Origin of the sequence: Dyella sp. AD56, from assembly GCF_002878475.1 — a bacterium.
Lineage (GTDB): Bacteria > Pseudomonadota > Gammaproteobacteria > Xanthomonadales > Rhodanobacteraceae > Dyella.
The window spans coordinates 22,118-47,625 of sequence record NZ_NRDP01000023.1 but is presented as its reverse complement, the minus strand read 5'-3'; the positions used below and the strand labels follow the sequence as shown (position 1 = coordinate 47,625).

The following is a 25,508-nucleotide window of genomic DNA, read 5'->3' as shown; positions in this document are numbered from 1 at the left end:
CATACTCGGCCGGATCTTCGTCTTAAGAGATTGTTGGATGGGGTCAGCCGGCAATAACCGTACTGACAAGTTTGATATAGTACAGTTTCCCCCTTCTCCCATCGACTATCCCGGGCGACATGGACACCATCCGCATTCGCGGTGCGCGCACGCACAACCTCAAAAACATCGACCTCGACCTGCCCCGCGACAAGCTGATCGTGATCACCGGGCTGTCCGGCTCGGGCAAGTCCTCACTGGCCTTCGACACCATCTATGCCGAGGGTCAGCGCCGCTATGTCGAGTCGCTGTCGGCGTATGCCCGTCAGTTCCTGTCGATGATGGAAAAGCCTGACGTCGACCATATCGAGGGCCTGTCGCCAGCGATTTCCATCGAACAGAAGTCGACCTCGCACAATCCGCGCTCGACCGTGGGCACGATCACCGAGGTCTACGACTACCTGCGCTTGCTATATGCCCGCGTGGGCACGCCGCGCTGCCCGGACCACGGCATTCCGCTGGAAGCGCAGACGGTGAGCCAGATGGTGGACTCTACGCTCGCCATGGACGCCGACAAGCGCTTCATGCTGCTTGCGCCCGTGATCCGCGAGCGCAAAGGCGAGCACGTGCAGGTGTTCGATCAGCTGCGCGCGCAAGGTTTCGTGCGCGCCCGCGTCGACGGAACCGTGTTCGATCTGGATGCCGTGCCGCCTCTGACGTTGCGCCAAAAGCACACCATCGAAGTGGTGATCGACCGCTTCCGTCCGCGCGACGACATCAAGCAGCGCCTGGCCGAATCGTTCGAGACCGCGCTGCGCCTGGGCGACGGCCTGGCCATCGTGGTCGACATGGACGATGCCAAGGCGTCGGAACAACTGCTGTCCTCGCGTTACTCCTGCCCGGTCTGCGACTACTCGCTGCCGGAGTTGGAGCCGCGTCTGTTCTCCTTCAACTCACCCGTCGGCGCCTGCCCGACTTGTGACGGCCTGGGCGTGACGCAGGTGTTCGACGCCACGCGCGTCGTGGCGCATCCGGAGCTGTCGCTCGCGGGTGGTGCCATCCGTGGCTGGGATCGTCGCAACGCGCACTACTTCCAGCTGTTGCTGTCGCTGGCTGCGCATTACAAGTTCGACGTGGACACGCCGTGGCGCAAGCTGCCGACGGACGTCCAGAAGGCCGTGCTTTACGGCAGCGGAAAGGAGCTGATCGCGTTCAAGTACATCACCGAACGCGGTGGCCGGGTAACGCGCGAACACGCGTTCGAAGGCATCCTGCCGAACATGGAGCGTCGCTACAAGGAAACCGAATCCCCCGCGGTACGCGAGGAATTGGCTAAGTACATCAGCGACCAGGCCTGCCGCGAATGCGAAGGCCAGCGCCTGAACCGCTCGGCACGCAACGTGTTCGTGGCCGACCACGCCCTGCCCTCGCTGACCTCGCGCTCCATCGACGATGCGCTCGCCTTTTTCGAGAAGCTGACCCTTACCGGTTGGCGCGGCGAGATCGCCGTGAAGATCGTGAAGGAGATCCGAGAGCGCCTCACGTTCCTTAACGATGTGGGCCTCAACTACCTCACGCTGGATCGTCAGGCGGACTCGCTGTCCGGTGGCGAGGCCCAGCGCATCCGTCTCGCCTCGCAGATTGGCGCCGGCCTGGTCGGCGTGATGTACGTGCTCGACGAGCCGTCCATCGGCCTGCACCAGCGCGACAATGAGCGCCTGCTGGGCACGCTGACGCGTCTGCGCGACCTGGGCAACACGGTGATCGTGGTCGAGCATGACGAAGACGCCATCCGCATGGCGGACCACGTTCTCGATATCGGTCCCGGTGCGGGCGTGCATGGCGGCGAAATCGTCGCAGAAGGCACGCTCAAGGACATCTTGACCTCGCCGCGCTCCGTCACCGGCCAGTTCCTGTCCGGCAAGCGCGGCATCAAGGTGCCAGAAGAACGCCGCCAGCAGCTCGACCCCGACTCTTGGCTGCACCTGAAGGGCGCTCACGGCAACAACCTGAAGAACGTCGACCTCGCCATTCCCGCGGGCTTGTTCACCTGCGTGACAGGCGTGTCCGGCTCGGGTAAGTCCACGCTAATCAACGACACGCTGTACCGCCTTGCCGCCACCGAACTCAATGGTTCCGGCGAAAAGGCGGCGCCGTACAAGTCCATCGAAGGCCTGGAGCTATTCGACAAGGTGGTGGACATCGACCAATCGCCGATTGGCCGCACACCACGCTCCAATCCTGCCACCTACACCGGCCTGTTCACGCCGCTGCGCGAACTGTTCGCGCAGGTGCCGGAAGCACGCGCCCGTGGCTACACGCCAGGCCGTTTCAGCTTCAACGTGCGCGGCGGCCGCTGCGAGGCCTGCGAAGGCGACGGCATGATCAAGGTCGAGATGCACTTCCTGCCGGATGTGTATGTGCCCTGCGACGTCTGCCACGGCAAGCGCTACAACCGCGAAACGCTGGAAGTGCATTACAAGGGCCACACGATTGCCGACGTACTCGGCATGACAGTGGAGGATGCGCTGAAGTTGTTCGAGAACGTGCCGACCATCGCACGCAAGCTCGAAACGCTACGCGCCGTGGGCCTGGATTACATCAAGCTCGGCCAGAGCGCGACCACGCTGTCCGGCGGTGAAGCGCAACGCGTGAAGCTGTCCAAGGAGCTGTCCAAGCGCGACACAGGCCGCACGCTGTACATCCTTGACGAGCCGACCACTGGCCTGCACTTCCACGATATTGAGCAGTTGCTCGACGTGCTGCACCAGTTGGTGGAACAGGGCAACACGGTGGTAGTGATCGAGCATAATCTCGATGTGATCAAGACCGCCGATTGGCTGGTCGATCTCGGCCCGGAAGGTGGTGCCGGTGGTGGTCGCATCCTCGTAACCGGCACGCCGGAGCAGGTGGCTGCCACGCAGGGTTCGCATACCGGACACTTCCTTGCCCCGCACCTCGATATGAAGCCTACCAAGGCGGCCAAGGCGACCAAGGCCGAGAGCAATGGCAAGAGCAAACCCGCATTACGGAAGAAGACTGCATGAGTTCCACCGAAACAGTGCCTGAGAAGCGCACACGTTCCCGCAAGGCCGAGGTGCAGGAAGCCGCCCCAGCCATGACGGACGACGCACAGGCACCGGAGACGGCGAACGGCCCCTTGTTCGTCGCCCCCATCGGCGTGCGTTGGCGTGACCTGGATGCGTTCAATCACGTCAACAATTCGAATTACCTCACCTACCTCGAAGAGGCACGCCTGCAGTGGCTGCAGCACGTGCCGGGCTGGTTCGACGAGCATTCGATGCCCGTGCTGGCGGCGAGCGAGCTGAACTATCGCCGCCCGATCGAATGGCCGGCCCAGTTGAACGTGGAGCTGTACTGCGAGCGCCTGGGCAACAGTTCGGTCACCATCGCCCACCGCATCGTCAACGCGAACGATGGCGCGCTCTACAGCGACGGCAAGGTGGTGATGGTGTGGATGGACCCGGCCACGGGCAAACCCGTGCCGCTACCGCAGTCGATCCGCGACGCTGCCGAAGCGGGCGCTTGAACGACCCAGCCGGCATTCGGGGTTAAACCCTTCTGCTCGACGGATGCCGCAGCTTCATGCGGCATCCGTACTATCAACGGCGACCACCCGAAAGGAGTTCGACCGTGATCCCGCTTCCCCTTCGTACCCTTGCCTTTGCCATGGCCGCCGGCACCGGCGCTGGCGCCATCGCCGCCCCCTCTTCCACCACGCTCACCCTGTATCGTAGTGACGACACCGCGCTCTACAGCGCCGGTGACAGCGGTAGCGTGCATGCTGGCTACGCCGTGGCTCGCGAGCCCCGCCAACTGGACCTCAAGTCCGGCACGCAGGACATCAGCCTCGGCGGCCTGCCGCAGTACCTTGACCCGGAAGCCATGGCACTGAGTGTCGACGGCGATGCCGCCCAGGTGATTTCCCAGCGACTGCGCCTCGGCCAGGGCCAGAACGCCGCATTGGGGAGCCTGATCGGCCAACCCGTAGAAGTCCTCGCCACCAGCGGTCAGCCGCTGGCCAACGGCACGCTGCTGCGCGCTGATGACGGGCTGCTCGTGCAAGATGCCTCCGGCCGTACCAGCCTGATCCGCGATTACGCCGCCGTGCGCGCGCAAGGCAGCTTCCAGACTGGCGCCAGCCTGCAATTGCGCGTCGACGCCAAACGCGCCGGCAAGGCACAGGCCACCTTGAGCTACACCACGTCGGGACTCGGCTGGCGTGCCGCTTACGTGGGTACATTGGCACCGGGCGATGGCTGCAAGATGCAGTTCGAATCCCGCGCCAGCATCGCCAACCGCAGCGGTCGCGACTGGAGCAATGTGCAGTTGACCCTGGTCGCAGGAGAGCCGCAGATCGCCAAGCCCGTCGGTGGACCGCGCCCCATGGCTTTTACCATGAAGGCCCAGGCCGCTGACAGGGCCATGCCCGAACAGTCGACCCTGGCCGACTACCGCACCTACACACTGCCAGGCGCCGTGGACCTGCCGGACGGCAGCGTGAGCCAGGTGCCGCTGTACACCACGCGCACGATCGAATGCGAACGCACGTCACTGTACGAAAATGGCGGCGGCTGGGTACCACCGCAGCCGATGATCGGCCAGGACTTCGCACCCGGCGGTGAGAACACAGGCATCGTCAGCACGCTGCAGTTCCATGCCTTCGACAGCCTGCCCGCCGGCTATCTCCGCGTGCTCACCGCTGATCGCAACGGCACGCCGCAATTCATCGGCGAAGGCCGTATCAACGACACACCCAAGGGCGAGGATGCACGCATCACGCTGGGCCAGTCCTTCGACCTGCGTGGCAATCACGAACGTACCGCGTTCCACGTCGACAAGAACGGCCGCACGCTGGACGAATCCTTCCGCATTACGCTGACCAATGCTGGCGACAGTCCGCGCACGGTGACGGTGCGTGAGCACCCTCAGCGGTGGCGCCAGTGGACTCTGGTGTCCTCGAGCAGCAAGCCGAGTTCGCAAACCACCGACACACTGGAATTCAAGGTGACGGTGCCCGCCAACGGCAAGGCGACGCTCGATTACGCTGTGCGCTACCAGTGGACGGCAGACGACAACCCGCAGGGGTGAGCAACGAGTGAAACGGACTGAGTGGCGGGAGAAAGCGGGGCCTCGTGGTCTTTGCTACTCTCGCCACTCACCTCTCTCACTCATTCCCGGCCTATCGCCATGCTCAATCTGATCACGCACGACGCCATCACCGAAATCAACATGACGCGTCCGCCGGTAAACGCGCTGAATGTCGACCTGTTGCGCGCGATCCGCGATGCAGTCGACAACGCCGTCGCTGGTGGTGCACGTGGCCTCGTGCTGTCGGGCATGCCCGGCATGTTCTCTGCCGGTGTCGATGTACCCTCGCTGCTCGGACGTGACCGCGATGGCGTGCGCGATTTCTGGCGCGAGTTTTTCCTCACCTGCTCCAAGCTCGCCACGTCGCCAGTGCCCGTCGTCGCGGCCATCACCGGACACAGCCCCGCAGGCGGCGCAGTGTTATCGCTGTTTTGCGACTACCGCGTGATGGCGGAAGGTCCGTTCCGTATCGGCCTCAACGAAGTGCAGGTCGGCTTGGTGGTGCCGGAAAGCATCCAGATGGCGCTGCGCCGCATTGTGGGTAGTTATCGCGCCGAACGGCTGATGGTGGCGGGCGCGATGGTCGAGTCGGCTGAAGCCCTGGCCATCGGCCTGGTGGACGAACTCACCCATGTCGATCAGGTGGTGACACGCGCAGTGGCTTGGATGCAAGCCATGCTCGCCCTGCCCTCCAACGCCATGCTCAGGACACGCACCATCGCGCGCGCGGACCTCACAGCGATTTGGGCACATCCAGAAAAGCTGCCGATCGACGAGTTCGTCGACGCGTACTTCCATCCGGAAACTCAGGCGGTGCTGGAGAAGCTTGTTGCACGCCTGAAGAAGAAAGACTAATACCTCTTTCCTGCAGAAGCGCACAACGTGCGCTTCTGCAGATGAAAGCGGCATCAGCCCGGCTCGGCGCCCTTGGCCACAGGGCGATTCGCATCACTCACCCAACCGCTCCAGGACGGCGCGTACAACCGCGCCCCTGACAGGCCCGCATGCTCCATCGCCAGCAGGTTGTGGCACGCGGTGACGCCAGAGCCACACATGTGCACCACATCTTGCGGCGCGTGCGTGCCGAGTAAGGCCTCGAATTCCTTACGCAGCTCGGCAGCCTGTTTGAAACGGCCATCCACGCGAAGATTTTCCGAGAACGGGCGACTGAATGCGCCCGGCACATGGCCGCCCACCGGATCGATCGGCTCGACCTCACCGCGATAGCGTGGCGTAGCGCGTGCATCGATAAGCATGCGATGCGCATCATTGCGCAGCGAGGCGTGATCCACGATGTATCGACTGGTATCGAAATGCAGTGAAATCGGGCGGGACGTCCGATGCACATCGCCCGACTCCACCGGCTTGCCCACTGCTACCCACGCCTGATAGCCACCGTCGAGTACCGCCACGTCACGAATGCCAGCAAGCTTCAGCAACCACCACAACCGCGCCGCGGCCAGCGAACCATTCGCAGCGTCGTAGCACACGATCTGCGTGCCATCGCGCCAGCCCCATCGGGACAGCACATCAGAGAAGGCGTTCTCCAGAGGCAGCGGGTGACGCCCCAGCCCCTCTGCTTTGCGCGAGAGATCGGACAGGTCGGTATCAAGGCTGGCGTAGACCGCACCGGGAATGTGTCCTTCGCGGTAATCACGTTCACCCTTACCGACGTCACGCTCGCCGCTACCGGGCGCCATGAGGTCGAAACGGCAGTCCACGATCAGCACATCGTCGGGCGCGAGTACGGCCAGTTCTTCAACGTTGATCAGCGTGGTCTTGAATGTCATATGCGTCCCATCCTCTGCAGGAGGTTGAACACCATGGCGGCCGTGGCACCCCAGATGCGGTGGCCGCCGTGCACGAACTCCACCATGTCGCGACGATGGCCTCGGAAGTCCATGGTGTATCGCTTGAGATTGCGCGGTTCAAGGAAGAACGACAACGGCACTTCGAATACTTCGGCCACTTCGGCCGGCGCCGGATACAGACGCGCTTCGGGATCGATGCGCGCCACCACCGGCGTAATGGTGTAGCCGCTGATGGTTTCAAAGCGGTCTAAAAAGCCTAGCGGCGTCACCAGACGGCGCGCCAAGCCGATCTCTTCCTCGCTTTCGCGCAAGGCAGTGGCGATGGCGTCAGTGTCTTCGGGATCCGTGCGACCACCGGGAAACGCGACTTGACCGGCATGGTCCTGCAGGTGGTCGGTTCGTACGGTCAGCACCAAGCGTGGCTGCACGCCTTCACGTACGCCCACCAACACCGCTGCAGGCCGACGCGGCTTGTCGCCGATCAGCTCGGCCATGTCCGTATGGTTCCAACCCGGCCCGCTCGGCGGTGTCGACAACGGCAGCACGGCCTGATTCAGATCGGCCAGCCACTCCGCCGTCACGGCTGCTTCCGCGCGGGAAGCACGTCACGCATGTAGTGGAGTCGTTCCTGCTCACCCATGCCACGCCAGCGGGCAATTTCGTCACCGGTGCGCAGGCAGCCCTCGCAGTAACCGCGCTCATCCAGACGGCAAATGCCGATGCACGGACTGAGTGGATTACTGGGAGAAACAGGGGAGCTGTCAGCTGCCGTCATGCCGCGGGAAACTACCGGTGAGGTGCGGCACCAGAGCGTGCCTAGGAAGCGCACATATTATCACGGCGGCCACTCAGCCGAGGCCTGGCGACGTGCGCCAGGCCCGCGACCGCGAGGCATCAGGGCTTGATTTCGAGCAACTCGATTTCGAAGACGAGTGCTTCGTTGGGACCGATGCGCGGCGGGTCACCCTTCACACCGTAGGCAAGGCTGGGCGGCACCGTGACCTTCCACAAGTCACCCACGTGCATGCGTTGGATCACTTCCTGCCAGCCCGGGATCACCTTGTTGTTGACCACGAAACTGACTGGCGAACCATGCGCCCACGAGCTATCGAATTCGGTACCGTCGATCAGCATGGCACGGAAGTTCACGGTCACCACCGAGCCTTCCGGCACGGGCTTGGTGCCTGTGCCCTTCTTCACTATTTCGTACTGGATGCCTGAGGGAAGCTGGATGACACCGGGCTTCGCCTTGTTGCGCTCCATGTAGTCGGCGCTCTTGCGCGCATTGTTTTCTGCAGCCTGTTTGAACTGCGCCAACGCCTGCGTATGCATTTGCTCGTCGAGTTCGCGCAGCTGATCGTGCATGTCCCGCATGGGCACGGTCGGGCGCTTCTTGGTGTATGCGTCCTGGATGGCACGCACCAAGGTGGGAATGTCCACGTCCGGATCGCCGTTGGCGAACTGACTGCCGATCTGGTAGCCAATGGCGTAGGACAGTTTGTTCTTGTCGAGCTTGACCTGGGACTGGTCCTGCGGGGCCCCACTGTCCTGGGCATGCGCCACGACACCCCACATCAGGATGCCCAGCGCGAGCCAACGCAGTTGTGCCATGCCTTCCTCCATTGCAGCCGCAATTCGCCCATCCTAAGCCGTCCGGGCGATTCATGCAGCGGAACCGGACGATCCGGCGTCCCTGCTGAGAACATCCGGGGCGCCAAAGGTTCCCGCTGGTACCATCGTCGCTTTTCCTGCCGGAGTGGAATCATGGCCTATCGCAACCTGGAAATCGCCAACCGCGGCGCGGTGCGCACCATCACCGTCAACCGCCCGGACAAGCTCAATGCGCTCAACCGCGAGACGCTCAACGAGCTGACCCTGGCGTTCTCCCAGGCCGCCCAGGACGACGCCGTGCGCGTGGTGGTGCTGACCGGCGCTGGCGAGAAGGCCTTCGTGGCCGGCGCGGACATCTCGGAAATGAATGGTTACACGCCGGTCCAGGCGCAGGGCTTCTCGCGCGCCGGCCAGCGTCTGATGAGCCTGGTCGAACGCCTGGGCAAGCCGGTCATCGCCCGTATCCAAGGATTCGCCCTCGGCGGCGGCATGGAACTGGCCATGTGCTGCCACCTGCGCGTAGCGAGCGAGAAAGCCAAGTTCGGCCAACCCGAGATCAACCTCGGCCTGATTCCCGGCTTCGGCGGCACGCAGCGCCTGTTGCGCCTGGCCGGCCGCGGCGCAGCGCTGGAGCTGTGCCTGCTGGGCACCCCGATCGGCGCCCAGCGCGCCTACGAACTGGGCGTGGTCACGCGCGTGGCAGCGCCTGAGGCGCTGGACGACACCGTGAACGCCATAGCTGACCAGTTGGCGGCAGCCGCCCCGCTGGCTGCGGCCGGCATTCTGGACGCAGTCCTGCAAGGCGGTGAAACCAGCATCGACCAGGGCCTGGAGTTTGAAACACAGGCGTTCGCTCTGGCCTTCGCCACCGAGGATATGCGCGAAGGCACCACGGCGTTCCTGGAAAAGCGCAAGGCTGAGTTCAAGGGCCGCTGACGCAAAAGCACGACGGCCAGCGCAAAGGCTGGCCGTCGTGGCGACTCCGTGGGCGCTGCGGTCAGTGACCGCCCTTGTACTTCTTCTCGCCCGCGGTCACCGCGAGGTCCATGCGGTTTTCCGGCGGTGCCAGCGGACATGTCGCGTACGGCGTGAACGCGCACGGCGGGTTGTAGGCGCGATTGAAGTCCAGCACAACCTTGCCGTCCTTCGGCAGATCCGCATACATGAAACGCGCCGCGCCGTAGGTTTCCTTACCTGACGTGCGATCCGCGATCACGAAGAACAGCGAGTCGGGCTCTTCCTGGATCGGCATCAGCTCATAGGTGTGGCCGTCGCGATGGAACACGGCCTTGCCCGGCACCTTTTCCTTGTTGATCGTGCCCAGCACCGAGCCGATCTCCAGCTCGTGCGGCGGATTGAACGGCACCCAGTCGGCCACGATGCGCCACGAGGGGTCGGCCGGGTAATAGTCCAGCCCCTGGAAATGCGAACGCGTTTCGGCGTTGCTGTCCTTCACACGCAACGCCTTACGGCCGTCGCGCTCGATGACAAGGAAGCTCACCGAACCAAACGCCACCACGGAAGGACTGCCGTCGCCGGCGTGGGCGTCATCGATCAGCGCCGCCTCGGTAACGGACTGACCGTTGACGGTGGCAGCGCTGTGCTTATCCAGGACGATATGGAGGCTGCCGTCCTTCGCCACCGTCACCACGCCAAGATGCGCGGGGCCGGCCTTGAGCACGACGTCATTGTCGGACGCACTGCCTACACGATTGGCGCCATCCTTGAGCCAGTCCAGGCCGATCAGGCTCAACCAGCCGTTCGGCGCCGTGAGACTGGCCAGGCGCTTGTTCCGCCAGTGGGTGTTCTGCTGGGAGAAATCGGTCGACGCGGCTGCGTCGCTGGTCTGGGCTTGCACGGTGGCAACTCCAAGGGTCAGGGCCAAAGCGAGTACGGCGGTACGCAACATGATGAGGTCCGTCGAAACGAGGTTCCGAGTATGGCCGTCCATTTGGCGACGTGGCAAGCGCGCACCAGCGCAAGAAACGGTCAGCGTCCGCGCAGGAACAGCTTGTCCAGCTCCGGCAGGCTGAGCTGGGTCCAGGTTGGACGTCCATGATTGCACTGCCCGGAACGTTCGGTCGCCTCCATCTCTCGCAACAAAGCATTCATTTCAGGAAGGGTGAGACGCCGACCGGCGCGCACTGAGCCATGACAAGCCATGGTGGCGAGCAGTTCGTTTTCCAACTCCTGCAGGCGGCGCGAACTGCCGTGCTGCGCCAGTTCGCCGAGTACGTCGCGACACAGCTGGGCGACGTCGGCCCCTTCGAGCAAGGCGGGAATCCGCCGCACCACGACGCCGGACGGACCACTGCGCGACAGTTCCAGGCCCCACTCCGCCAAAGCGTCCGCATGTTCTTCCGCAGCGGCGGCTTCTTTCGCACTCACCGATACGTTCAACGGCACCAGCAGCATCTGCGAGCGCAGGTTGCTGCACGCACGGCCAGTCTTGAGCTTTTCGTAGGTGATGCGTTCGTGCGCCGCGTGCATATCCACGAGGATCAACCCAAACGCATTTTCCGCGAGGATGTAGATGCCCTTGAGCTGGGCGAGCGCAAAGCCCAGCGGCGGCGCCTCTTCCTCGCTGGCTTCGGGCAGCGGTGCATGGGTGGCGAAGGCCAGCGCCGTGGGTGCGTTAGCCGGTTCGCCCAGCAACGCGGCGTAACCGGCCAGCGGCTGGTCCCTCACACCCAGACTCAAGCGGCTCTGGCTGAAAGCGTTCGGCCATGCCGGTGCGGACATTGGCTGTGCCGACGGTGGCGCCATACCGTAAGACGACGCCATGACGGGGGACGACGGTTCGCTCGCGGGCAAACCCGTGTTGCCGGCGCGCGTCTGCGCAAGTACTTCGTGCAGGGTACGGAACAGAAAATCGTGTACCAACCGCTGCTCGCGGAAACGGACTTCGTGCTTGGCCGGATGCACGTTCACATCCACACCGACAGGATCCAGTTCGAGGTACAGCACGAACGCCGGATGACGCCCGTGGAAAAGCACATCGGCATAAGCCTGGCGCACAGCGTGCGCAACGATGCGATCGCGCACCAATCGTCCGTTGACGTAGAAGTATTGCGAGTCCGCCTGCGAGCGCGACGCTGTTGGCAAACCCACCCAGCCCGACAGATGCAGGCCGGCCGCTGCGTGGTCGATGCGCAGGCACTGGCTCGGGAAATCCTCGCCCATCACTTCCGCCACGCGCAGCAACGCCGCGCCTTCGTCGCGCGCTGCTTTGAGGATGCGTACCGGCTTGCCGTTGTGGCTCAAGCGGAATTCCACCGAGCTGCGCGCCAATGCCAACGACTTCAGCAGATCATCGATGTGCGCGAACTCGGTACGCTCGGCGCGGAGAAACTTGCGTCGCGCCGGCACGTTGTAGAACAGGTCGCGCACTTCCACGCTGCTGCCCTGCGGGTGCTGCGCCGGCCGTGTGGCCTGCATCTTGCCGCCATCCACTTCGATGCGGAATGCCGTATCCATGCCCTGCGCGCGCGACGTCAGCGCGAACCGCGCCACCGAGGAAACCGAGGCCAGCGCTTCACCGCGAAAGCCCATGCTCGCGACATGCTCGAGATCGTCGAAGCTGCCGATCTTGCTGGTGGCATGCGAGGCGACCGCCAGCTGCAACTCGTCAGGAACGATGCCGCAACCATCATCGCGCACACGGATCAGCCGGGCACCGCCCTGCTCGATATCTACTTCAATGCGCGTCGCACCCGCATCGAGGCTGTTTTCGACCAGTTCCTTCACGACGGAGGACGGTCGTTCGATCACTTCACCGGCAGCGATCTGATTGATGAGTTCGGGTGGGAGGGGACGAATGACTGGCATTACCAAAGCTTAGAGCCTGTCGCCCCGGGGCGAAAGCAAAAGCGCCGCCCCAGGGGCGGCGCTTCGTTCAAGCCTTGGCAAACCCGGCTCAGCTGGCCGGGATGGCCAGCATCATGCCGACATGCACGCTGCTGTCGCTGTCGAGCTTGTTAGCGTTCTTAATCGCACTGATGCTGACGCCATACTGCTTGGCGATGCTGCGCAGGTCTTCGCCGCGCTCCACACGATGCAGGTCTTGCACGCCGTCATCGGCGCGGGAGGAAGCGCTGGGCGTGGAAGCCATGGCTTGGGCCACGGCGCGGGTCGCCTTGGCCGAGGTCTCGTCGTCGCCCTGCGAGGTGGCGACATTCGCCACGCCGTTGCGACGGGATGCCTGGGCGGCGAACCAACTACCCGGCGGCGGCGTGGATTCGAAATAGCCGCGGATACCACCCATCACCGCGGTGGCGAGGCGCGCCTGGTGCGAGGGGTCGCGCAGCTTCCGCTCTTCGTCCGGGTTACTGATGAAGGCCGTCTCGACCAGGATCGACGGTACGTCCGGCGAGCGCAGCACCACGAAGTTCGCGCGCTCCACGTAGCCACGGTGCGTCGGACCCATATTGCCCAACGCCTTGAGCACATTGCCGGCAACCGACTCGCTCGCCTGCATGGAATAGCCCTGCTGCAAGTCCAGCAGCACGGCGGCTAAGCCGTCGTTCTTGTCGTCCAGCGTGACACCGCCGATTAGGTCGGCGCGGTTCTGGCCGTCGGCCAGCCAGCGGGCCGCCATGCTGGTCTTGCCGCGCGGCGACAGCACCCACACGGAGGAACCCTTGGCGTCGCCGTTGATGAAGGCGTCGGCGTGGATCGACACGAACAGGTCGGCGGAGTTGTTGCGGGCGATCTGGTAGCGCTGCGCCAGCGGGATGAAGAAGTCGGCGCTGCGCGTCAGCACGGCGCGCATACCGGGCTGCTGGTTGATCTGGTCGGCCAACTGGCGAGCCACCGCCAGGGTGACGTTCTTTTCCAGCGTGCCGCCAGGGCCGTGTGCGCCGGGATCTTCGCCGCCGTGACCGGCATCGATGGCGATGACCACTTTGCGCTCGCCGTTGAGCAATGCGGCAGCGGCGCGCGTGGAGGCCATACCGCTCTGGGTCGGCTTGATCGAGGACTTGCCCGTGCTGCGCACCGGGTCAGGCGCGGGAGCCGGTGCCTGAACGACTGCGGGCGACGGGACCACGTTCGCGGCGGTCGTGGCGCTGTCGCTGTCCCCATCGCTGTCTGATGGGGCCGATGTGGATACGGATGACTTCACCGGCGCCGACTTGGCCACGCTGCCATTGCCCGGGTACAGGTCGACCACCAGCCGGTAGCCATAGTCGGCCTGCGGTTTGAGCAGGAAACTCTTGACGCTGCTGGAGGGGTCGATCTTCGCAGTCAGATGGACGTTGTTGCCCTGCTTTGCCCCGCTCAGGCCCTTGTACAGACCCGTGGCACCCGGCGAGCTGAAGCCACTGGCGATGGTGCTGGCGTTGACGTCCACCGTCAGCTCGTCACCGTCCTGGTTGAGCTTGTAGGTGACCGGGCCGGACACGTCCAGCACGACACGGGTGTATTCGGGGCCGGCCCACACACGGGCGGACTTCACGTCGGCCGCGCGGGCGACGCAAAAAGGCACCACGGCGAGCAAGGCCACGGCGCCGAGCAAAACAGGATGCGTCCTTAATCCCTTCATGGAGCGGAATTGAAGCCCAGCGGCCTCACGATTGCAAGAGGTTTTCCCTTGAATTTCCATAACCTGCACAGCTTTCGTCAGTCAGCATCCAGCTATCGGCTGCAAGCCACGCAAACTGAAGGCTTAGCTGCCAGCTCAAGCCATGACAAAAATCTCAGCAAGTACCGATACTTAGGCGCATCGACCGCCGAACACGAGTTCAGCCCAGGTGTGAGGTGATGGCCGCGCCACGCTCCGTGCGCACTTCCATTCGGGCTTTGCGCCCGGTGCCCGCATAACCCAGATGCACGATCAGGTCGGGCGCGGGAAGCGCCCCAGCTCCACGCTCCGGCCATTCGACCAGGACAAGGGCGGCAGGGTCTGACAAGGCGTCCAGCCCCAGCCACTCCAACTCCCCCGGATCAGCGATGCGATAGAGGTCCAGGTGCCACGCGGCGCGCCCGTTGGCACGATAGGACTCGACCAGACTGTAGGTTGGGCTTTTGACCCGCTCCCCCACACCTAGCGCCCTGAGCAGGGCGCGGGCAAAGCTCGTCTTGCCGGCGCCCAAGTCGCCGTGCAGATAGACCACCAGTCCACCGTCCAGGGCACCGGCCATGCGGGTGGCTAGCTCGGCGGTGGCCGCCTCGTCGGGTAGATTCCAGGTTGGATCCGTCATGCTTCCTGTCCGTTGAGCAGCCGCCGCAGTGGCTCCAGCAGATCGCTGGCCATCAGACCGCGCTCGCCACCTTGCCGCGCGGCGAGATCCCCGGCCCGGGCATGGAGCGCCACGCCAAGGCAAGCCGCCTGCCAGGCATCGCAGCCCTGTGCGATCAGCGCGGCAATGATGCCGGTCAGCAGATCGCCCATGCCACCCGTGGCCATGCCCGGGTTCCCCCACGGACATACCGCCACGCGGCCTGCGGGATCGGCCACCAGACTACCGGCACCCTTGAGGACTGCCACCACGCGATAGCGGCGAGCCAGCTCGCGCACGGCCGCAAAACGGTCCTTGCCGACATCCGCGGTATCGCAACCCAGCAGGCGTGCCGCTTCTCCCGGATGGGGCGTAATCACAGCTGTGCCGGGCAATTCGCGCGGCTCGTGCGCCAGCAAGTTCAAGCCATCGGCATCCAGCACCAGCGGCAGGTCGGCCTCGAGCGCGGTCAGCCACAAGGCATGACCCCAGGCACCCTGCCCCAGCCCCGGCCCCACTGCCAGCACGGTGGCGCGCGGCAGCAGGGCTTCCAGTGCCTGCGGGCCGTTGACGTCGTGCGCCATCAGTTCGGGCCGGGCGCTGTTGAGCGCGATCAGATGTTCGGCACGCGTGGCCACGCTGACCAGTCCCGCACCGCCGCGTAACGCCGCTTCGCCGCACAACCGGATCGCACCTGCCGTGCCGTGATCGCCGCCGATCGCCAGCACATGTCCGTTGTTGCCCTTGTGCGCCTGACGCGGACGCGGCGGCAGGGTCCAGGGCCGCATGAGTTCGGCATCCGCATCAGCCCCTTGCCACAGCGTGTCGGGCAAACCCAGCGATTCCCACTGCACGCTCCCCACATAACCCGGCGCGAGCCCAGTGCAGAGGCCACGCTTGGCGGCGATAAACGTCACGGTGACGCTCGCCTGCACGGCATCGCCGGGCACATCGCCCGTGTCGGCGTTCACGCCGGATGGCACGTCGAGCGCAAGCACGGGTACCCCCGTGGCATGAATGCGGTTCACCAGCGCGGCTACATCCGGTGTCAGCGCGCGCTGCAGACCGGTGCCGTAGAGCGCATCCACGTGCACTTCGGCCAGCGGAAGTTCGCGGTCCTCCTGCCATGCGTGCACCGTGCCGCCGCCATGCTCGAACTCGCGACGCGCACGAATGGCATCCGCACCGCGGCTCTCGCCATGCGTGAAGACATCCGCATGGATACCTACCTCGCGGGCGAGCGCGGCGAGCAAAAAACCATCCCCGCCGTTGTTGCCCGGCCCGCAATACACCGCGATGCGCCGCGCGTGCGGCCAATGCTGGCGCAGGCAGACCAAGGCAGCAGCGGCGGCACGCTGCATCAGTTCATAGCCTGGAATGCCGAGCACGTCGATGGCGCGGCGGTCGAGCGCCCGCACCTGTTCAACGGTGTAGAGCTCATGACGATGGATGGAGGCGGTCATGACGGGAATTATAGGCATGCCTACGAATGGGTCGATGCCCGTAGCGCCTACAATACGCACATGTCCTCTGTTTCCACCCCATCTACCGATTACGCTGCGCTCGCGCTCGACATCAAGCGCTGGGCGGGTGAGCTCGGTTTTGCCGATTGTGGGATCGCCGGCACCGATCTGGGCGAGGACGAGTTGCATCTCAAGCGTTGGCTCGACGATGGCCATCACGGCGAGATGGAATACATGGCCCGCCATGGCGACAAGCGCAGCCGCCCGGCCGAACTGGAGCCGGGCACATTGCGTGTGATCTCCGTACGCATGGATTACATCCCACCCGGCACGCGTAACGCATGGAACGTATTGCACGATGCCGAGGCTGGTTACGTTGCGCGTTACGCCCTGGGACGCGACTATCACAAGCTGATGCGCAACCGGTTGCAGAAACTGGCCGAACGCATCCACGGTGCCATCGGCGACTTTGGCTATCGCGCGTTCGTCGACTCGGCACCAGTGCTCGAAAAGGCACTGGCACGCAATGCCGGGCTCGGATGGATCGGCAAGCACACCGTGCTGATCAATCGCAGCGCCGGCTCATATTTCTTCCTTGGCGAGCTCTATACGGATCTGCCGCTCCCCCTTGATGCGCCGGCCAGCGCGCATTGCGGAAGCTGCCGACGCTGTATCGACATTTGCCCGACGCAGGCCATCGTGGCCCCGTACAAGCTCGATGCGCGGCGCTGCATCTCGTATCTCACCATCGAATTACGCGGAAGCATTCCCGAAGAACTGCGCGAACCGATGGGCAACCGTATCTTCGGTTGCGACGACTGCCAACTGATCTGCCCGTGGAACAAATTTGCGCAGGAGGCGACAGAGCCGGATTTCGCGCAGCGCCATCGTCTGGACGGCGCGAAGCTGGTGGAGCTGTTCGGCTGGAGCGAACAGGAATTCCTGCAGCGAACGGAAGGCATGGCGATCCGTCGCACGGGTTACGAAGGATGGCTGCGCAACATCGCCGTCGCCCTCGGCAATGCCCCGCATTCGGAAGACGTGCGACAGGCGCTGCTTGCGCGTGCCGATCATCCTTCGGACGTCGTGCGCGAGCACGTGGCCTGGGCGCTCGCCCGTCAGGCCGCCTAACCCCGTGCGGGAGCACACAGGGCTCCCGCACGGCACGACGGTTATTGAGCGGTACGGCGCTCGTGGATCGCTTCGATCAACGCCTGCGTTGCGGAATCAAAGGCGCCTGCGTGCTTGGCGCCGTCTTCGCCCAACGCGGGAAGAATCTGTCGCGCGATCGCCTTGCCGAGCTCCACACCCCACTGGTCGAACGCATTGATGCCCCACAGATGGCCGAGCATGAACACCTTGTGTTCGTACAGGGCGATCAATGCGCCTAGGCTTTCCGGCGTCAACGCATCCAGCAACATCACGGTGCTCGGGCGGTCGCCCGGAAAGGTGCGTTGGGCTGCAAGCACACGACGCTCTTCTTCTGTACCGGATGTCGCTTCGGCCAGTGCTTCGTCAAGCGTTTTGCCGAGCGCCAACGCCGCGGCCTGCGCGAGCAGGTTCGACAACAAAGCCTCGTGGTTGGCGTTGAGATCGTGCGCGGGCTTTACAACGCCGATGAACTCGAGCGGCACGACATCCGTGCCCTGGTGCAACGATTGGAAGTAGGCATGCTGTGCATTGGTTCCCACGCTACCCCACACCACCGCCGAGGTGGACTGCGTCACGTGCTGCCCCTGCGGCGTGACCTGTTTGCCCAGACTTTCCATCTCCAATTGCTGGAGGTAGGACGTAAGGTCGGTCAGCAGATCCGCGTACGGCACCACGGCGCGGCTGCCGCGCCCCTGAGCGTTACGGTTCCAGTACTCCACCAGGCTGAGCAGCACCGGCAGGTTCTCTGACCACGCGGCAGAACGGAAGTGATCGTCGACCAATGCCGCGCCACGCAGCAATTCGTGGAAGTTGTACGAGCCGATCGCAATCGCCAGCGACAACCCCACCGCTGACCAAAGCGAGAAACGGCCGCCGACGAAATCCCACATGGGGTAAACCTGCGCGGCCGGCACACCCCACTTTTCCGCCTCAGCGACGTTGGCGCTGACCGCCAGGAAATGGCGGGATACAGCCGCCTTGTCGCCGCCGTAGGCACGACTGATCCAGTCGCGCAAAACAGTGCCATTGAGCAGCGTTTCCTGCGTGGTGAACGTCTTGGACACCAGGATAACCAGCGTGCGCTTCGGATCGAGCTGGTGCATCAACTCGTAGGCCGACTGGCCGTCCACATTGGTAAGGAAGTGGCTACGCAGGCCCGGCACGTGATACGGCGCCAATGCGCGCACCGCCAAGCGCGGCCCGAGGTCCGAGCCGCCGATGCCGATGTTCACTACATCAGTGATGCCTGGAGCGACGCCGAAGGCGCTGGCATCGCCAAGCTCCATGGCTTTCACCAGCGCATCAATGCGCTGCAGGGTCTGTTCGATTTCCGTGAGCGCATCTTGCGGCGCAGGTGACCGCAGTTGCGAACCGCTAGCACGCAACGCGGTATGCAACACCGCGCGGTTTTCGGACGTATTGATGGGTGCACCCGCAAACATAGCGTCGCGGGCCGCCTGCCAACCGGAGGCTTCGACATGCGCACCCAAGGCGTTCAACGCCTTGAGGTCGAGCTTCTGTCGGCTGAGGTCGAGCAGGATCGGGCCAAGACGATGGCGCAGTCGCTTGCCACGCTCGGCGTCCTTCAACAGGTCGCGAAGATGCGTGCCGGCCAGACGGTCGACGTGTTCTGCCAGGAAGGACGGACGGCGCTCGGGCGACATGGGATCTCATGTTTGGCTTGGAGAGATCCCGATCTTACGCAGCTTTCCGCGCCACACGCCAGCAGATTTGTTGCACCGCACTCAAGCCCCGCACCAAGGCGAGGCTTGACGCATCAGGCCGCTGCCATCTGCTTCGGAATCGAGCGATTGGTGTGCGAAATCGCGTTGTTGGCGTCCACGTACACCAGCGTCGGCTGGAACTGCTCCAGCTCCGCTTCGGACAGCTGGGCAAACGCAGCGATGATGATCAGGTCACCCGGCTGTGCACGATGCGCGGCGCTACCGTTCACCGAGATGATGCCGGAGCCTTCCTCCGCACGCAGCGCGTACGTGACGAAACGCTTGCCGTTGTTGATGTTCCACGCATGGATCTGTTCGTACTCACGCATGCCAGCGGCATCGAGCAACAGGCCGTCGATGGCGATGGAGCCTTCGTAGTGGAGCTCAGCATGGGTCACCGTGGCACGGTGAATCTTGCACTTGAGCATGTTCAGGTTCATGACTTCAATTCCGGCAGGTACAGTCCGCGTAGCACACCATTATCCCGCCGGGACGCGCCGCATCGCAACAACAGTCCCGGCAAGCCCCAGATGGGGCCGGTCAGTCGAAAGGCAAGTTGTCGATCAAGCGGGTGGAACCCAGCCGCGCCGCGATCAGGGCGACGAGGCCGTCGGTCTCGCCTTCGCCCGGCTCAGCCAGGTCTTCGGCGCGACGAATGGCTGCGTAATCAGGTTCGAAGCCCGCCCGCGCCAACTTGGACGCAGCGGCCTGCTCCACCACGTGCCACGCATGGCCCTTGGCGATGAGCTCACGCATCTGCTGCAAGGTGGCGTAGACCTGAGGTGCCAGGGCTCGCTGATCAGGGGTGAGGTACTGATTGCGCGAACTGAGCGCCAAGCCATCATCGGCACGCAGGGTGGCCGCGCCCATGATCTTCACTGGCAGCGACATGTCGCGGACCATGCGCTCGATAACCTTAAGCTGCTGGAAGTCTTTCTGACCGAACACGGCCAGGTCCGGCTGAACCAGGTTGAACAGCTTGCACACCACGGTGGCGACGCCGTCGAAGTGGCCGGGGCGATGAGCCCCTTCCAGCGTCTCGGTGAGCTGGGGCACGTGGAGGCTTACGCTGTTCTGGGAACCGAATGGATACAGCGTGGCGACTTCCGGCGCGAACAGCAGGTCGCAATCCTGCTCTGCCAGGCCGACCTGATCCTGCACCAAGGTACGGGGGTAGCGCTCAAAATCCTCGTTCGGCCCGAACTGCGTCGGATTGACGAAGACGCTTGCGACCACGCGCTCTGCCCGGGCGCGGGCCAGCTTGATTAGCGAATGGTGACCGGCATGGAGATTGCCCATGGTGGGCACGAAGCCCACGGTAAGGCCCTGGCCGCGCCAGCCGCGGATGACGGCGCGCAGTTGCGCGGCATCTTGCACTGTTTGCATATCGGTTCTGCTTTGCTCTGTCGCTTCAGTCGAAGCAATGTTCCGGTGCCGGGAAGGCGCCACTGCGCACGTCCTCGGCATAGGCCGCGATCGCCGCAGCCACAGAGTCGCGTCCTGCGAGGAAATCCTTGCTGAATTTCGGTCGCTTACCCGGCGTGACGCCCAGCATGTCATGGATGACTAGCACCTGCCCGTCACAATGCGGGCCGGCACCGATGCCAACGGTCGGAATGGAGACGGCCCGCGTGATGCGTTCGCCCAGGACCGTGGGAATGCCTTCCAGTACCAGCAAGTCGGCGCCAGCAGCTTCCACCGCTTTGGCTTCTTCAACGAGCCGGTCGGCGGCATCCTGCGCACGCCCCTGAATACGGAACCCACCGAACTTATGTACGGATTGCGGGGTAAGCCCCAAGTGCGCGCAGACGGGAATAGCTCGCTCGACCAGTGCCGTGATGACTTCCAGGATATGCGGCGACGCACCCTCGATCTTCACCATCGCAGCGCCGCCCTCGCCCACCAACTGCGCGCCGGCTTCGAGCGCATGCGGAACATCGCGATCGGCCATGAAAGGCAGGTCGGCAATGAGCAGCGTCGCGTCGAGTCCGCGCGCCACGATGCCGGTGTGATAGACCATGTGATCCAGCGTGACCGGTAGCGTGCTCTTGTGCCCCTGGATAACCATACCCAGCGAGTCGCCTACCAAGGCCACGTCGATACCGGCCATTTCCAACTGCGCCGCGAAGCTCGCGTCGTAACAGGTCAGCATAACGATGCGACGGCCTTCCGCCTTCATCGCACGCAGCGCTGGCACGGTGACTGACTTGCGCGTGGGTGCGTTCGCTTTTTGCGCGTACACGATGATTTCCTAGAACGGAAGCAGACGTGGATTATCCCGCGTGGGACGTGAATGGCTCAAGGCAGACGCTCGCAACCAGCGGTATCGACATGGGCAAGCAGGTCGGCCACACGCCCTTGCCCCGGCAACACTAGGTCCGGCGCCAGGTCATGGAGCGGCAGCAGCACAAAGGCTCGATCGGCTATGCGGGGGTGCGGTAACGTGAGTCGCTCATCGGATATCGCCACACCATCCAGATACAGCACGTCCAGGTCGAGCGTGCGCGGCCCCCAGCGCTCACCGTCACGCACGCGCCCGGCAGCACGCTCGATGTCCAGCAAGGCGTCGAGCAAATCATGCGGCGACAACGCGGTATCGATGTACGCCACCGCGTTGATGAAGGCCGGCTGATCCAGTACGCCCCACGGCGGCGTCAGGTAGAAGGAGGAACGCCCGAGCAGCCGGGTTTGCGGCAGGCGGGCCAGCGCGTCGAACGCACTCAGCACCTGGCCACGCGCGTCACCGAGATTACTGCCCAGCGCAACGAATCCTTTGGTCACGCCTGATCCGATTTCCCACCCGACTTCGAGGCCGGTTTGCGCCGACGCCGCTTGCGCGGCTTAGGCGCAGGGGTGTTGCTCTCAATCGCGCCACCCGAGGCACCACCCGACGCCAAAGCCGCCGCCAGCGTTTCGGGCGGCAACTGCTGGGCGTGATCCCACCATTCACCCAACTGCCGGACCGCCGGCGACTCGGCCGCGCGCAACAGCAGGAAATCGAACGCGGCGCGGAAGCGAGGATGAGTCATCAGGCGGAACACGCGTTTGCGCTGCACCTGCTCGAAGCGCGGCTGCATGCCCCAGATTTCTTCCATGGTGAGCGTAAAACGACGTGGAATGGCCACGCGCTGGCACTGCTCAGCGATGACGTGCGTCGCGGCACGCTCCCACGCGGCCACTGGCTCCATATCCTTGGTCATCCAGGTGTGCGCCAAATCGCGCACTTCGCCCCACAGCAGCACGGCGAACAGGAAGGCCGGCGTCACCGACTTGCCTTCGGCCACGCGGGCATCGGTGTTGGCCAGCCCCTGCTCGACCAGTGCGCGCAGCGCCTCGTCACCGCGCTTGAGCGCGCGCGCCGTAGCCGGGAACATGAACTTCAGCAGGCCCGTCTGTTCGAGCATGCGGAAGCTCTTGAGGCCGTGGCCGGAAAGGAACATCTTCAGCGATTCGTCAAACAGGCGCGCCGGCGCGGCATCGGCCAGCAGCGGGCCCAACTCGGCGAACGGCGCGGCCGCCGCAGTATCGATGCGGAAATCGAGCTTGGCGGCGAGACGAACGGCGCGCAGCATGCGCACCGGGTCTTCGCGGTAACGGGTGGCCGGATCGCCGATCAGATGCAACACGCGGTCTTGCACGTCCTGCATGCCGCCCACGTAATCGCGCACCGAGAAGTCGCTGATGTCGTAGTAAAGCGCATTGACGCGGAAGTCGCGACGCAACGCGTCTTCTTCAATGGTGCCCCACACGTTATCGCGCACGATGCGGCCGTCGACGATATGGCGGTCACCCTCGCCCTCTTCCTCGCCGGTGCCGCGGAACGTGGCCACCTCGATAATTTCCGGGCCGTACACCACATGGGCCAGACGGAAGCGGCGTCCGATCAGGCGGCAGTTGCGGAAGAGTTTCTTGACCTCGTCGGGCGTGGCGCTGGTGGCCACGTCGAAATCCTTGGGATGCCCGCCCAACAGGAGATCGCGCACGGCGCCCCCCACGAGATAGGCCTGATAGCCTGCCTCATTAAGGCGGTAGAGCACGCGCAGTGCTGCCTTGCTGATGTTCTTGCGCGAAATCACGTGCTGCTCGCGCGGAATGATGCGCAATGCAGGCGTGGCGTTGGTCCTTGCGTCGTGATTCAAGCGGTTTGGATCCTTGCTTGCAGGCGCAGTGCGCCATTCAAAGCGATCATTCGCGGCATCGTTCCGCCGCATCCACATGCATATCCATCTGCCCCAGAGAGCCGACGGTCGTTCCACCCTATCAATTCCGGCCCCTCCGGGGCATTGCTGGGCGAGACAATTCCGCTATACTAGCGCGCTCCGGTGCATTTCGCTCCCTTCGTCTAGTGGCCTAGGACACCGCCCTCTCAAGGCGGGAACACGAGTTCGAACCTCGTAGGGAGCGCCACTTCCGGCCTGGCACGGGCCGCGTCCTTCCACCAACAGGCGCGCGACAGCATGACTTTTGTCGTTACCGACAACTGCATCAAGTGCAAATACACCGATTGCGTCGAAGTTTGTCCCGTCGACGCCTTCCACGAAGGTCCCAACTTCCTTGTCATCGATCCGGACGAGTGCATCGACTGTACTCTCTGCGAACCCGAGTGCCCGATCAATGCAATCTACCCCGAGGACGACGTCCCCGCGGGTCAGGAATCGTTTGTGGTGCTGAACGCGGAACTGGCCAAGGGCTGGCCCGTGATCACCGAGCGCAAGGATGCCCTGGCCGACGCCAAGGAATGGGAAAACAAGCCCGATAAGCTGGGCCTGCTCGAGCGCTGAGGCGTCACCAGGCTCGCGACGCGTAACCAGGCTTTACACCGGTTTCGCGCAAAAAAACGCCGCCCCAGGGCGGCGTTTTTCGTGGCCGGAAGGCAGCGGATCAACCGCCGCCCATACGGCCCTTGAGGGTATCGATCACCTTCGCCACCGCGGAGGCATCGCCCTGCGCACGCACTTCGCTGGCCTTCTCGCCGCTGGTGCCGATGGTCAGGGTCACCTGGTGCGGCGTGGCGCCCGGGGCGTCCGCGCTCTGCTTGGACTTGCCGTTGAACATGCTGCTGAAGAAACCCTTCTTCTGCGCCGGCTCGTCGGATGCCACCACGCTCAGCGTGTAGGTGTGGGCGGCGTCGTCATGCGCGACCACCTGGCCGATGTCACCGTTCTCCAGGGACTGACCCACGCGGCGATAGGTGTTGTCGACGTTGTCGTTCAGCACGAAGCCGTCAGCAATCTGGGCACTGCTCTTGCCAACACGGGCCGTGGCACCGTTAGCCGTCGGGTTGTTGGCACCCGTCTCAGGAATGACCAGCGCTGCGCTGGTGGACGGGGTGTCCATGCCCGGCGGAATTTCGAGAGGCGTTTCCTGTTTAGCGGTTTCCCAGGCCTTCTGCGAACGGAACATGCCGCAGCCGGAGAGCAGCAAGGCAGACAGGGCCAGTACCGGCAGGGCCACGACAAGCGGGGATTTCTTCATGTAAGCAGATTCCGTAGAAGTGTCAGTTGCCCGAAAAATCAGGCCGCATTCGCCAAGGATGCCAGAGCCGCCAGCGCTTCGCGAAGTCGCGCACGGTCCGGGCCGTCCTCCAATTCAACCAACGGCAGGCGCGGAGCCGCCGATCCCAGCCCCAGCGGGGGCAACCCTGCCTTGACCGCGATCGGGTTCGGCGCGCAGTTGAGCGCCGATACCAGCGGAGCCAGCACGGCGTCGCAACGCTGTGCCTCCCCCCGATCACCGGCCGTTGCCGCATCGCACAGCATGCGGAACGCACGAGGCACCAGATTGGCTACCACCGAGATCGTTCCCGCCCCTCCGGCGAGCATGGCCCTGCAGGCCGTGCCGTCATCGCCGGACAGATAGACGAAATCCGGCCGCGCAAGTTCCGCAAGCGCGCTGATGCGCTCATCCGAACCCTGGGCCTCCTTGATGCCCACGATGCTCGGATGATCACGCAGCGCGGCCACCGTCGCCGGCAGCAAGTCGCAGGCCGTGCGCGTAGGAACGTTATAGAGCAACACCGGCAGGCCGCCGTGATCGGCCACCTCGAGGAAGTGGCGACGCAGCCCCTCCTGCGTGGGGCGCACGTAATACGGGGCCACCACCAGCGCCGCATGGGCGCCCAGGGCTTTCGCACGGCGGGTCAACGCCACAGTCTTGGCGGTGCCGGCCTCGCCCGTGCCTGCGATCACTGGAATACGTCCAGCCACCCTCTCTACCGCAAAGGCGAGCAGGCGGTCGTACTCGTCATGCTCGAGCATGTGGGCCTCGCCGGTAGACCCGGCCACCACTACGCCCTCGGTTCCGCCGGCCATCTGGTAGTCCAGCAGCTTTCCGAAAGCCACCAGATCAAGCCCGCCGTCCGCCGTGAACGGCGTTATCAGCGCGCAGATGCTTCCGCGAATATCCAAGACCGGCTCCGGCTCAAACTCAAACCCCGCA

At 64.3% G+C, this 25,508-nt stretch carries 24 protein-coding genes and 1 tRNA gene; 8 read left to right on the top strand and 17 right to left on the bottom strand.

From position 1 onward, the window contains the following. The first annotated feature begins 119 nt into the window (after positions 1-119). From uvrA to DyAD56_RS14745, 4 genes are all read left to right on the top strand, one after another. Positions 120-3,026 carry an excinuclease ABC subunit UvrA gene (gene uvrA, locus DyAD56_RS14760; RefSeq protein ID WP_102303536.1) on the top strand — a complete coding sequence of 969 codons (2,907 nt, stop codon included), beginning with the start codon at positions 120-122 and terminating at the stop codon, positions 3,024-3,026. A 71-nt stretch (positions 3,027-3,097) separates the two neighbouring features. Continuing rightward, on the top strand, positions 3,098-3,529 hold the full coding sequence (locus DyAD56_RS14755) for a thioesterase family protein (RefSeq protein ID WP_199178991.1): 432 nt from the start codon (positions 3,098-3,100) through the stop codon (positions 3,527-3,529). A gap of 140 nt (positions 3,530-3,669) precedes the next feature. Then, positions 3,670-5,091, top strand: a complete 1,422-nt coding sequence (locus DyAD56_RS14750) for a DUF4139 domain-containing protein (protein ID WP_233202497.1) — start codon at positions 3,670-3,672, stop codon at positions 5,089-5,091. 99 nt (positions 5,092-5,190) lie between these two features. Continuing rightward, the gene (locus DyAD56_RS14745; RefSeq protein ID WP_102303533.1) at positions 5,191-5,946 is read left to right on the top strand and encodes an enoyl-CoA hydratase/isomerase family protein; all 756 of its coding nucleotides are present in this window, start codon (positions 5,191-5,193) and stop codon (positions 5,944-5,946) included. Between the two features lie 53 nt (positions 5,947-5,999). Here the strand turns inward: DyAD56_RS14745 and DyAD56_RS14740 are convergent, their stop codons facing one another. The 4 genes from DyAD56_RS14740 to DyAD56_RS14725 all read right to left on the bottom strand — a co-directional run bounded on the left by DyAD56_RS14740 (position 6,000) and on the right by DyAD56_RS14725 (position 8,513). Beyond that, a complete protein-coding gene (locus tag DyAD56_RS14740; RefSeq protein WP_102303532.1) occupies positions 6,000-6,881 on the bottom strand; it encodes a sulfurtransferase in 882 nt (293 codons plus the stop codon). After that, positions 6,878-7,483 (bottom strand): CoA pyrophosphatase, encoded by a 606-nt coding sequence (locus DyAD56_RS14735; RefSeq protein ID WP_233202469.1) that lies wholly within the window; start codon positions 7,481-7,483, stop codon positions 6,878-6,880. The genes DyAD56_RS14740 and DyAD56_RS14735 overlap by 4 nt, the downstream gene beginning before the upstream one ends. Next, on the bottom strand, positions 7,480-7,677 hold the full coding sequence (locus tag DyAD56_RS14730; RefSeq protein WP_102303531.1) for a DUF1289 domain-containing protein: 198 nt from the start codon (positions 7,675-7,677) through the stop codon (positions 7,480-7,482). Before DyAD56_RS14730 ends, DyAD56_RS14735 begins: the two co-directional genes overlap by 4 nt. A gap of 119 nt (positions 7,678-7,796) precedes the next feature. After that, complete coding sequence (locus DyAD56_RS14725) at positions 7,797-8,513, bottom strand: FKBP-type peptidyl-prolyl cis-trans isomerase (RefSeq protein WP_233202467.1); 717 nt, start codon at positions 8,511-8,513, stop codon at positions 7,797-7,799. Positions 8,514-8,666: 153 nt separating this feature from the next. On the opposite strand from DyAD56_RS14725, the gene DyAD56_RS14720 reads away from it, so the two are divergent. Next, a complete protein-coding gene (locus DyAD56_RS14720) occupies positions 8,667-9,449 on the top strand; it encodes an enoyl-CoA hydratase-related protein (RefSeq protein ID WP_102303529.1) in 783 nt (260 codons plus the stop codon). A 61-nt stretch (positions 9,450-9,510) separates the two neighbouring features. Here the strand turns inward: DyAD56_RS14720 and DyAD56_RS14715 are convergent, their stop codons facing one another. From DyAD56_RS14715 to DyAD56_RS14695, 5 genes are all read right to left on the bottom strand, one after another. Beyond that, complete coding sequence (locus DyAD56_RS14715; RefSeq protein ID WP_102303528.1) at positions 9,511-10,422, bottom strand: DUF1684 domain-containing protein; 912 nt, start codon at positions 10,420-10,422, stop codon at positions 9,511-9,513. Positions 10,423-10,502: 80 nt separating this feature from the next. Then, positions 10,503-12,341: a DNA mismatch repair endonuclease MutL gene (gene mutL, locus DyAD56_RS14710; RefSeq protein ID WP_102303527.1), complete on the bottom strand. Its 1,839-nt coding sequence runs from the start codon at positions 12,339-12,341 to the stop codon at positions 10,503-10,505. 88 nt (positions 12,342-12,429) lie between these two features. Then, positions 12,430-14,055 carry an N-acetylmuramoyl-L-alanine amidase gene (locus DyAD56_RS14705; RefSeq protein ID WP_102303526.1) on the bottom strand — a complete coding sequence of 542 codons (1,626 nt, stop codon included), beginning with the start codon at positions 14,053-14,055 and terminating at the stop codon, positions 12,430-12,432. Between the two features lie 199 nt (positions 14,056-14,254). Further along, positions 14,255-14,713 (bottom strand): tRNA (adenosine(37)-N6)-threonylcarbamoyltransferase complex ATPase subunit type 1 TsaE, encoded by a 459-nt coding sequence (tsaE, locus tag DyAD56_RS14700; protein WP_102303525.1) that lies wholly within the window; start codon positions 14,711-14,713, stop codon positions 14,255-14,257. Continuing rightward, the gene (locus tag DyAD56_RS14695; RefSeq protein ID WP_102303524.1) at positions 14,710-16,194 is read right to left on the bottom strand and encodes an NAD(P)H-hydrate dehydratase; all 1,485 of its coding nucleotides are present in this window, start codon (positions 16,192-16,194) and stop codon (positions 14,710-14,712) included. The genes tsaE and DyAD56_RS14695 overlap by 4 nt, the downstream gene beginning before the upstream one ends. Positions 16,195-16,254: 60 nt before the next feature. On the opposite strand from DyAD56_RS14695, the gene queG reads away from it, so the two are divergent. Continuing rightward, positions 16,255-17,325, top strand: a complete 1,071-nt coding sequence (queG, locus tag DyAD56_RS14690) for a tRNA epoxyqueuosine(34) reductase QueG (RefSeq protein WP_102303523.1) — start codon at positions 16,255-16,257, stop codon at positions 17,323-17,325. Between the two features lie 41 nt (positions 17,326-17,366). Here the strand turns inward: queG and pgi are convergent, their stop codons facing one another. From pgi to pcnB, 6 genes are all read right to left on the bottom strand, one after another. Next, a complete protein-coding gene (gene pgi, locus DyAD56_RS14685) occupies positions 17,367-19,010 on the bottom strand; it encodes a glucose-6-phosphate isomerase (RefSeq protein ID WP_102303522.1) in 1,644 nt (547 codons plus the stop codon). A 113-nt stretch (positions 19,011-19,123) separates the two neighbouring features. Continuing rightward, positions 19,124-19,510, bottom strand: a complete 387-nt coding sequence (panD, locus tag DyAD56_RS14680; RefSeq protein WP_102303521.1) for an aspartate 1-decarboxylase — start codon at positions 19,508-19,510, stop codon at positions 19,124-19,126. Between the two features lie 100 nt (positions 19,511-19,610). After that, positions 19,611-20,456, bottom strand: a complete 846-nt coding sequence (panC, locus tag DyAD56_RS14675) for a pantoate--beta-alanine ligase (RefSeq protein ID WP_102303520.1) — start codon at positions 20,454-20,456, stop codon at positions 19,611-19,613. Between the two features lie 25 nt (positions 20,457-20,481). Then, positions 20,482-21,312 carry a 3-methyl-2-oxobutanoate hydroxymethyltransferase gene (gene panB, locus DyAD56_RS14670; RefSeq protein WP_102303519.1) on the bottom strand — a complete coding sequence of 277 codons (831 nt, stop codon included), beginning with the start codon at positions 21,310-21,312 and terminating at the stop codon, positions 20,482-20,484. A 56-nt stretch (positions 21,313-21,368) separates the two neighbouring features. Then, positions 21,369-21,851 (bottom strand): 2-amino-4-hydroxy-6-hydroxymethyldihydropteridine diphosphokinase, encoded by a 483-nt coding sequence (gene folK, locus DyAD56_RS14665; RefSeq protein WP_102303518.1) that lies wholly within the window; start codon positions 21,849-21,851, stop codon positions 21,369-21,371. Beyond that, the gene (gene pcnB / locus DyAD56_RS14660) at positions 21,848-23,209 is read right to left on the bottom strand and encodes a polynucleotide adenylyltransferase PcnB (RefSeq protein WP_102303620.1); all 1,362 of its coding nucleotides are present in this window, start codon (positions 23,207-23,209) and stop codon (positions 21,848-21,850) included. The genes folK and pcnB overlap by 4 nt, the downstream gene beginning before the upstream one ends. Positions 23,210-23,401: 192 nt before the next feature. Between pcnB and DyAD56_RS14655 the strand changes: the two genes are divergently transcribed. Beyond that, positions 23,402-23,477, top strand: a tRNA-Glu gene (locus DyAD56_RS14655). A gap of 50 nt (positions 23,478-23,527) precedes the next feature. Then, positions 23,528-23,851: a ferredoxin FdxA gene (gene fdxA / locus DyAD56_RS14650; RefSeq protein WP_102303517.1), complete on the top strand. Its 324-nt coding sequence runs from the start codon at positions 23,528-23,530 to the stop codon at positions 23,849-23,851. Between the two features lie 100 nt (positions 23,852-23,951). Here fdxA and DyAD56_RS14645 read toward each other — a convergent pair whose 3' ends face one another. Together DyAD56_RS14645 and dapA are read right to left on the bottom strand one after the other, a co-directional pair. After that, positions 23,952-24,545, bottom strand: a complete 594-nt coding sequence (locus DyAD56_RS14645; protein ID WP_102303516.1) for a hypothetical protein — start codon at positions 24,543-24,545, stop codon at positions 23,952-23,954. A 38-nt stretch (positions 24,546-24,583) separates the two neighbouring features. After that, positions 24,584-25,477 carry a 4-hydroxy-tetrahydrodipicolinate synthase gene (gene dapA / locus DyAD56_RS14640; RefSeq protein WP_102303515.1) on the bottom strand — a complete coding sequence of 298 codons (894 nt, stop codon included), beginning with the start codon at positions 25,475-25,477 and terminating at the stop codon, positions 24,584-24,586. Positions 25,478-25,508 lie beyond the last annotated feature (31 nt).

Coding starts and splice junctions, on each gene's coding strand:
- uvrA (WP_102303536.1), top strand. CDS start 120: ATGGACACCATCCGCATTCGCGGTGCGCGCACGCACAACCTCAAAAAC.
- DyAD56_RS14755 (WP_199178991.1), top strand. CDS start 3,098: ATGACGGACGACGCACAGGCACCGGAGACGGCGAACGGCCCCTTGTTC.
- DyAD56_RS14750 (WP_233202497.1), top strand. CDS start 3,670: ATGGCCGCCGGCACCGGCGCTGGCGCCATCGCCGCCCCCTCTTCCACC.
- DyAD56_RS14745 (WP_102303533.1), top strand. CDS start 5,191: ATGCTCAATCTGATCACGCACGACGCCATCACCGAAATCAACATGACG.
- DyAD56_RS14740 (WP_102303532.1), bottom strand. CDS start 6,881: ATGACATTCAAGACCACGCTGATCAACGTTGAAGAACTGGCCGTACTC.
- DyAD56_RS14730 (WP_102303531.1), bottom strand. CDS start 7,677: ATGACGGCAGCTGACAGCTCCCCTGTTTCTCCCAGTAATCCACTCAGT.
- DyAD56_RS14725 (WP_233202467.1), bottom strand. CDS start 8,513: ATGGCACAACTGCGTTGGCTCGCGCTGGGCATCCTGATGTGGGGTGTC.
- DyAD56_RS14720 (WP_102303529.1), top strand. CDS start 8,667: ATGGCCTATCGCAACCTGGAAATCGCCAACCGCGGCGCGGTGCGCACC.
- DyAD56_RS14715 (WP_102303528.1), bottom strand. CDS start 10,422: ATGTTGCGTACCGCCGTACTCGCTTTGGCCCTGACCCTTGGAGTTGCC.
- mutL (WP_102303527.1), bottom strand. CDS start 12,341: ATGCCAGTCATTCGTCCCCTCCCACCCGAACTCATCAATCAGATCGCT.
- DyAD56_RS14705 (WP_102303526.1), bottom strand. CDS start 14,055: ATGAAGGGATTAAGGACGCATCCTGTTTTGCTCGGCGCCGTGGCCTTG.
- tsaE (WP_102303525.1), bottom strand. CDS start 14,713: ATGACGGATCCAACCTGGAATCTACCCGACGAGGCGGCCACCGCCGAG.
- DyAD56_RS14695 (WP_102303524.1), bottom strand. CDS start 16,194: ATGACCGCCTCCATCCATCGTCATGAGCTCTACACCGTTGAACAGGTG.
- queG (WP_102303523.1), top strand. CDS start 16,255: ATGTCCTCTGTTTCCACCCCATCTACCGATTACGCTGCGCTCGCGCTC.
- pgi (WP_102303522.1), bottom strand. CDS start 19,010: ATGTCGCCCGAGCGCCGTCCGTCCTTCCTGGCAGAACACGTCGACCGT.
- panD (WP_102303521.1), bottom strand. CDS start 19,510: ATGAACCTGAACATGCTCAAGTGCAAGATTCACCGTGCCACGGTGACC.
- panC (WP_102303520.1), bottom strand. CDS start 20,456: ATGCAAACAGTGCAAGATGCCGCGCAACTGCGCGCCGTCATCCGCGGC.
- fdxA (WP_102303517.1), top strand. CDS start 23,528: ATGACTTTTGTCGTTACCGACAACTGCATCAAGTGCAAATACACCGAT.
- DyAD56_RS14645 (WP_102303516.1), bottom strand. CDS start 24,545: ATGAAGAAATCCCCGCTTGTCGTGGCCCTGCCGGTACTGGCCCTGTCT.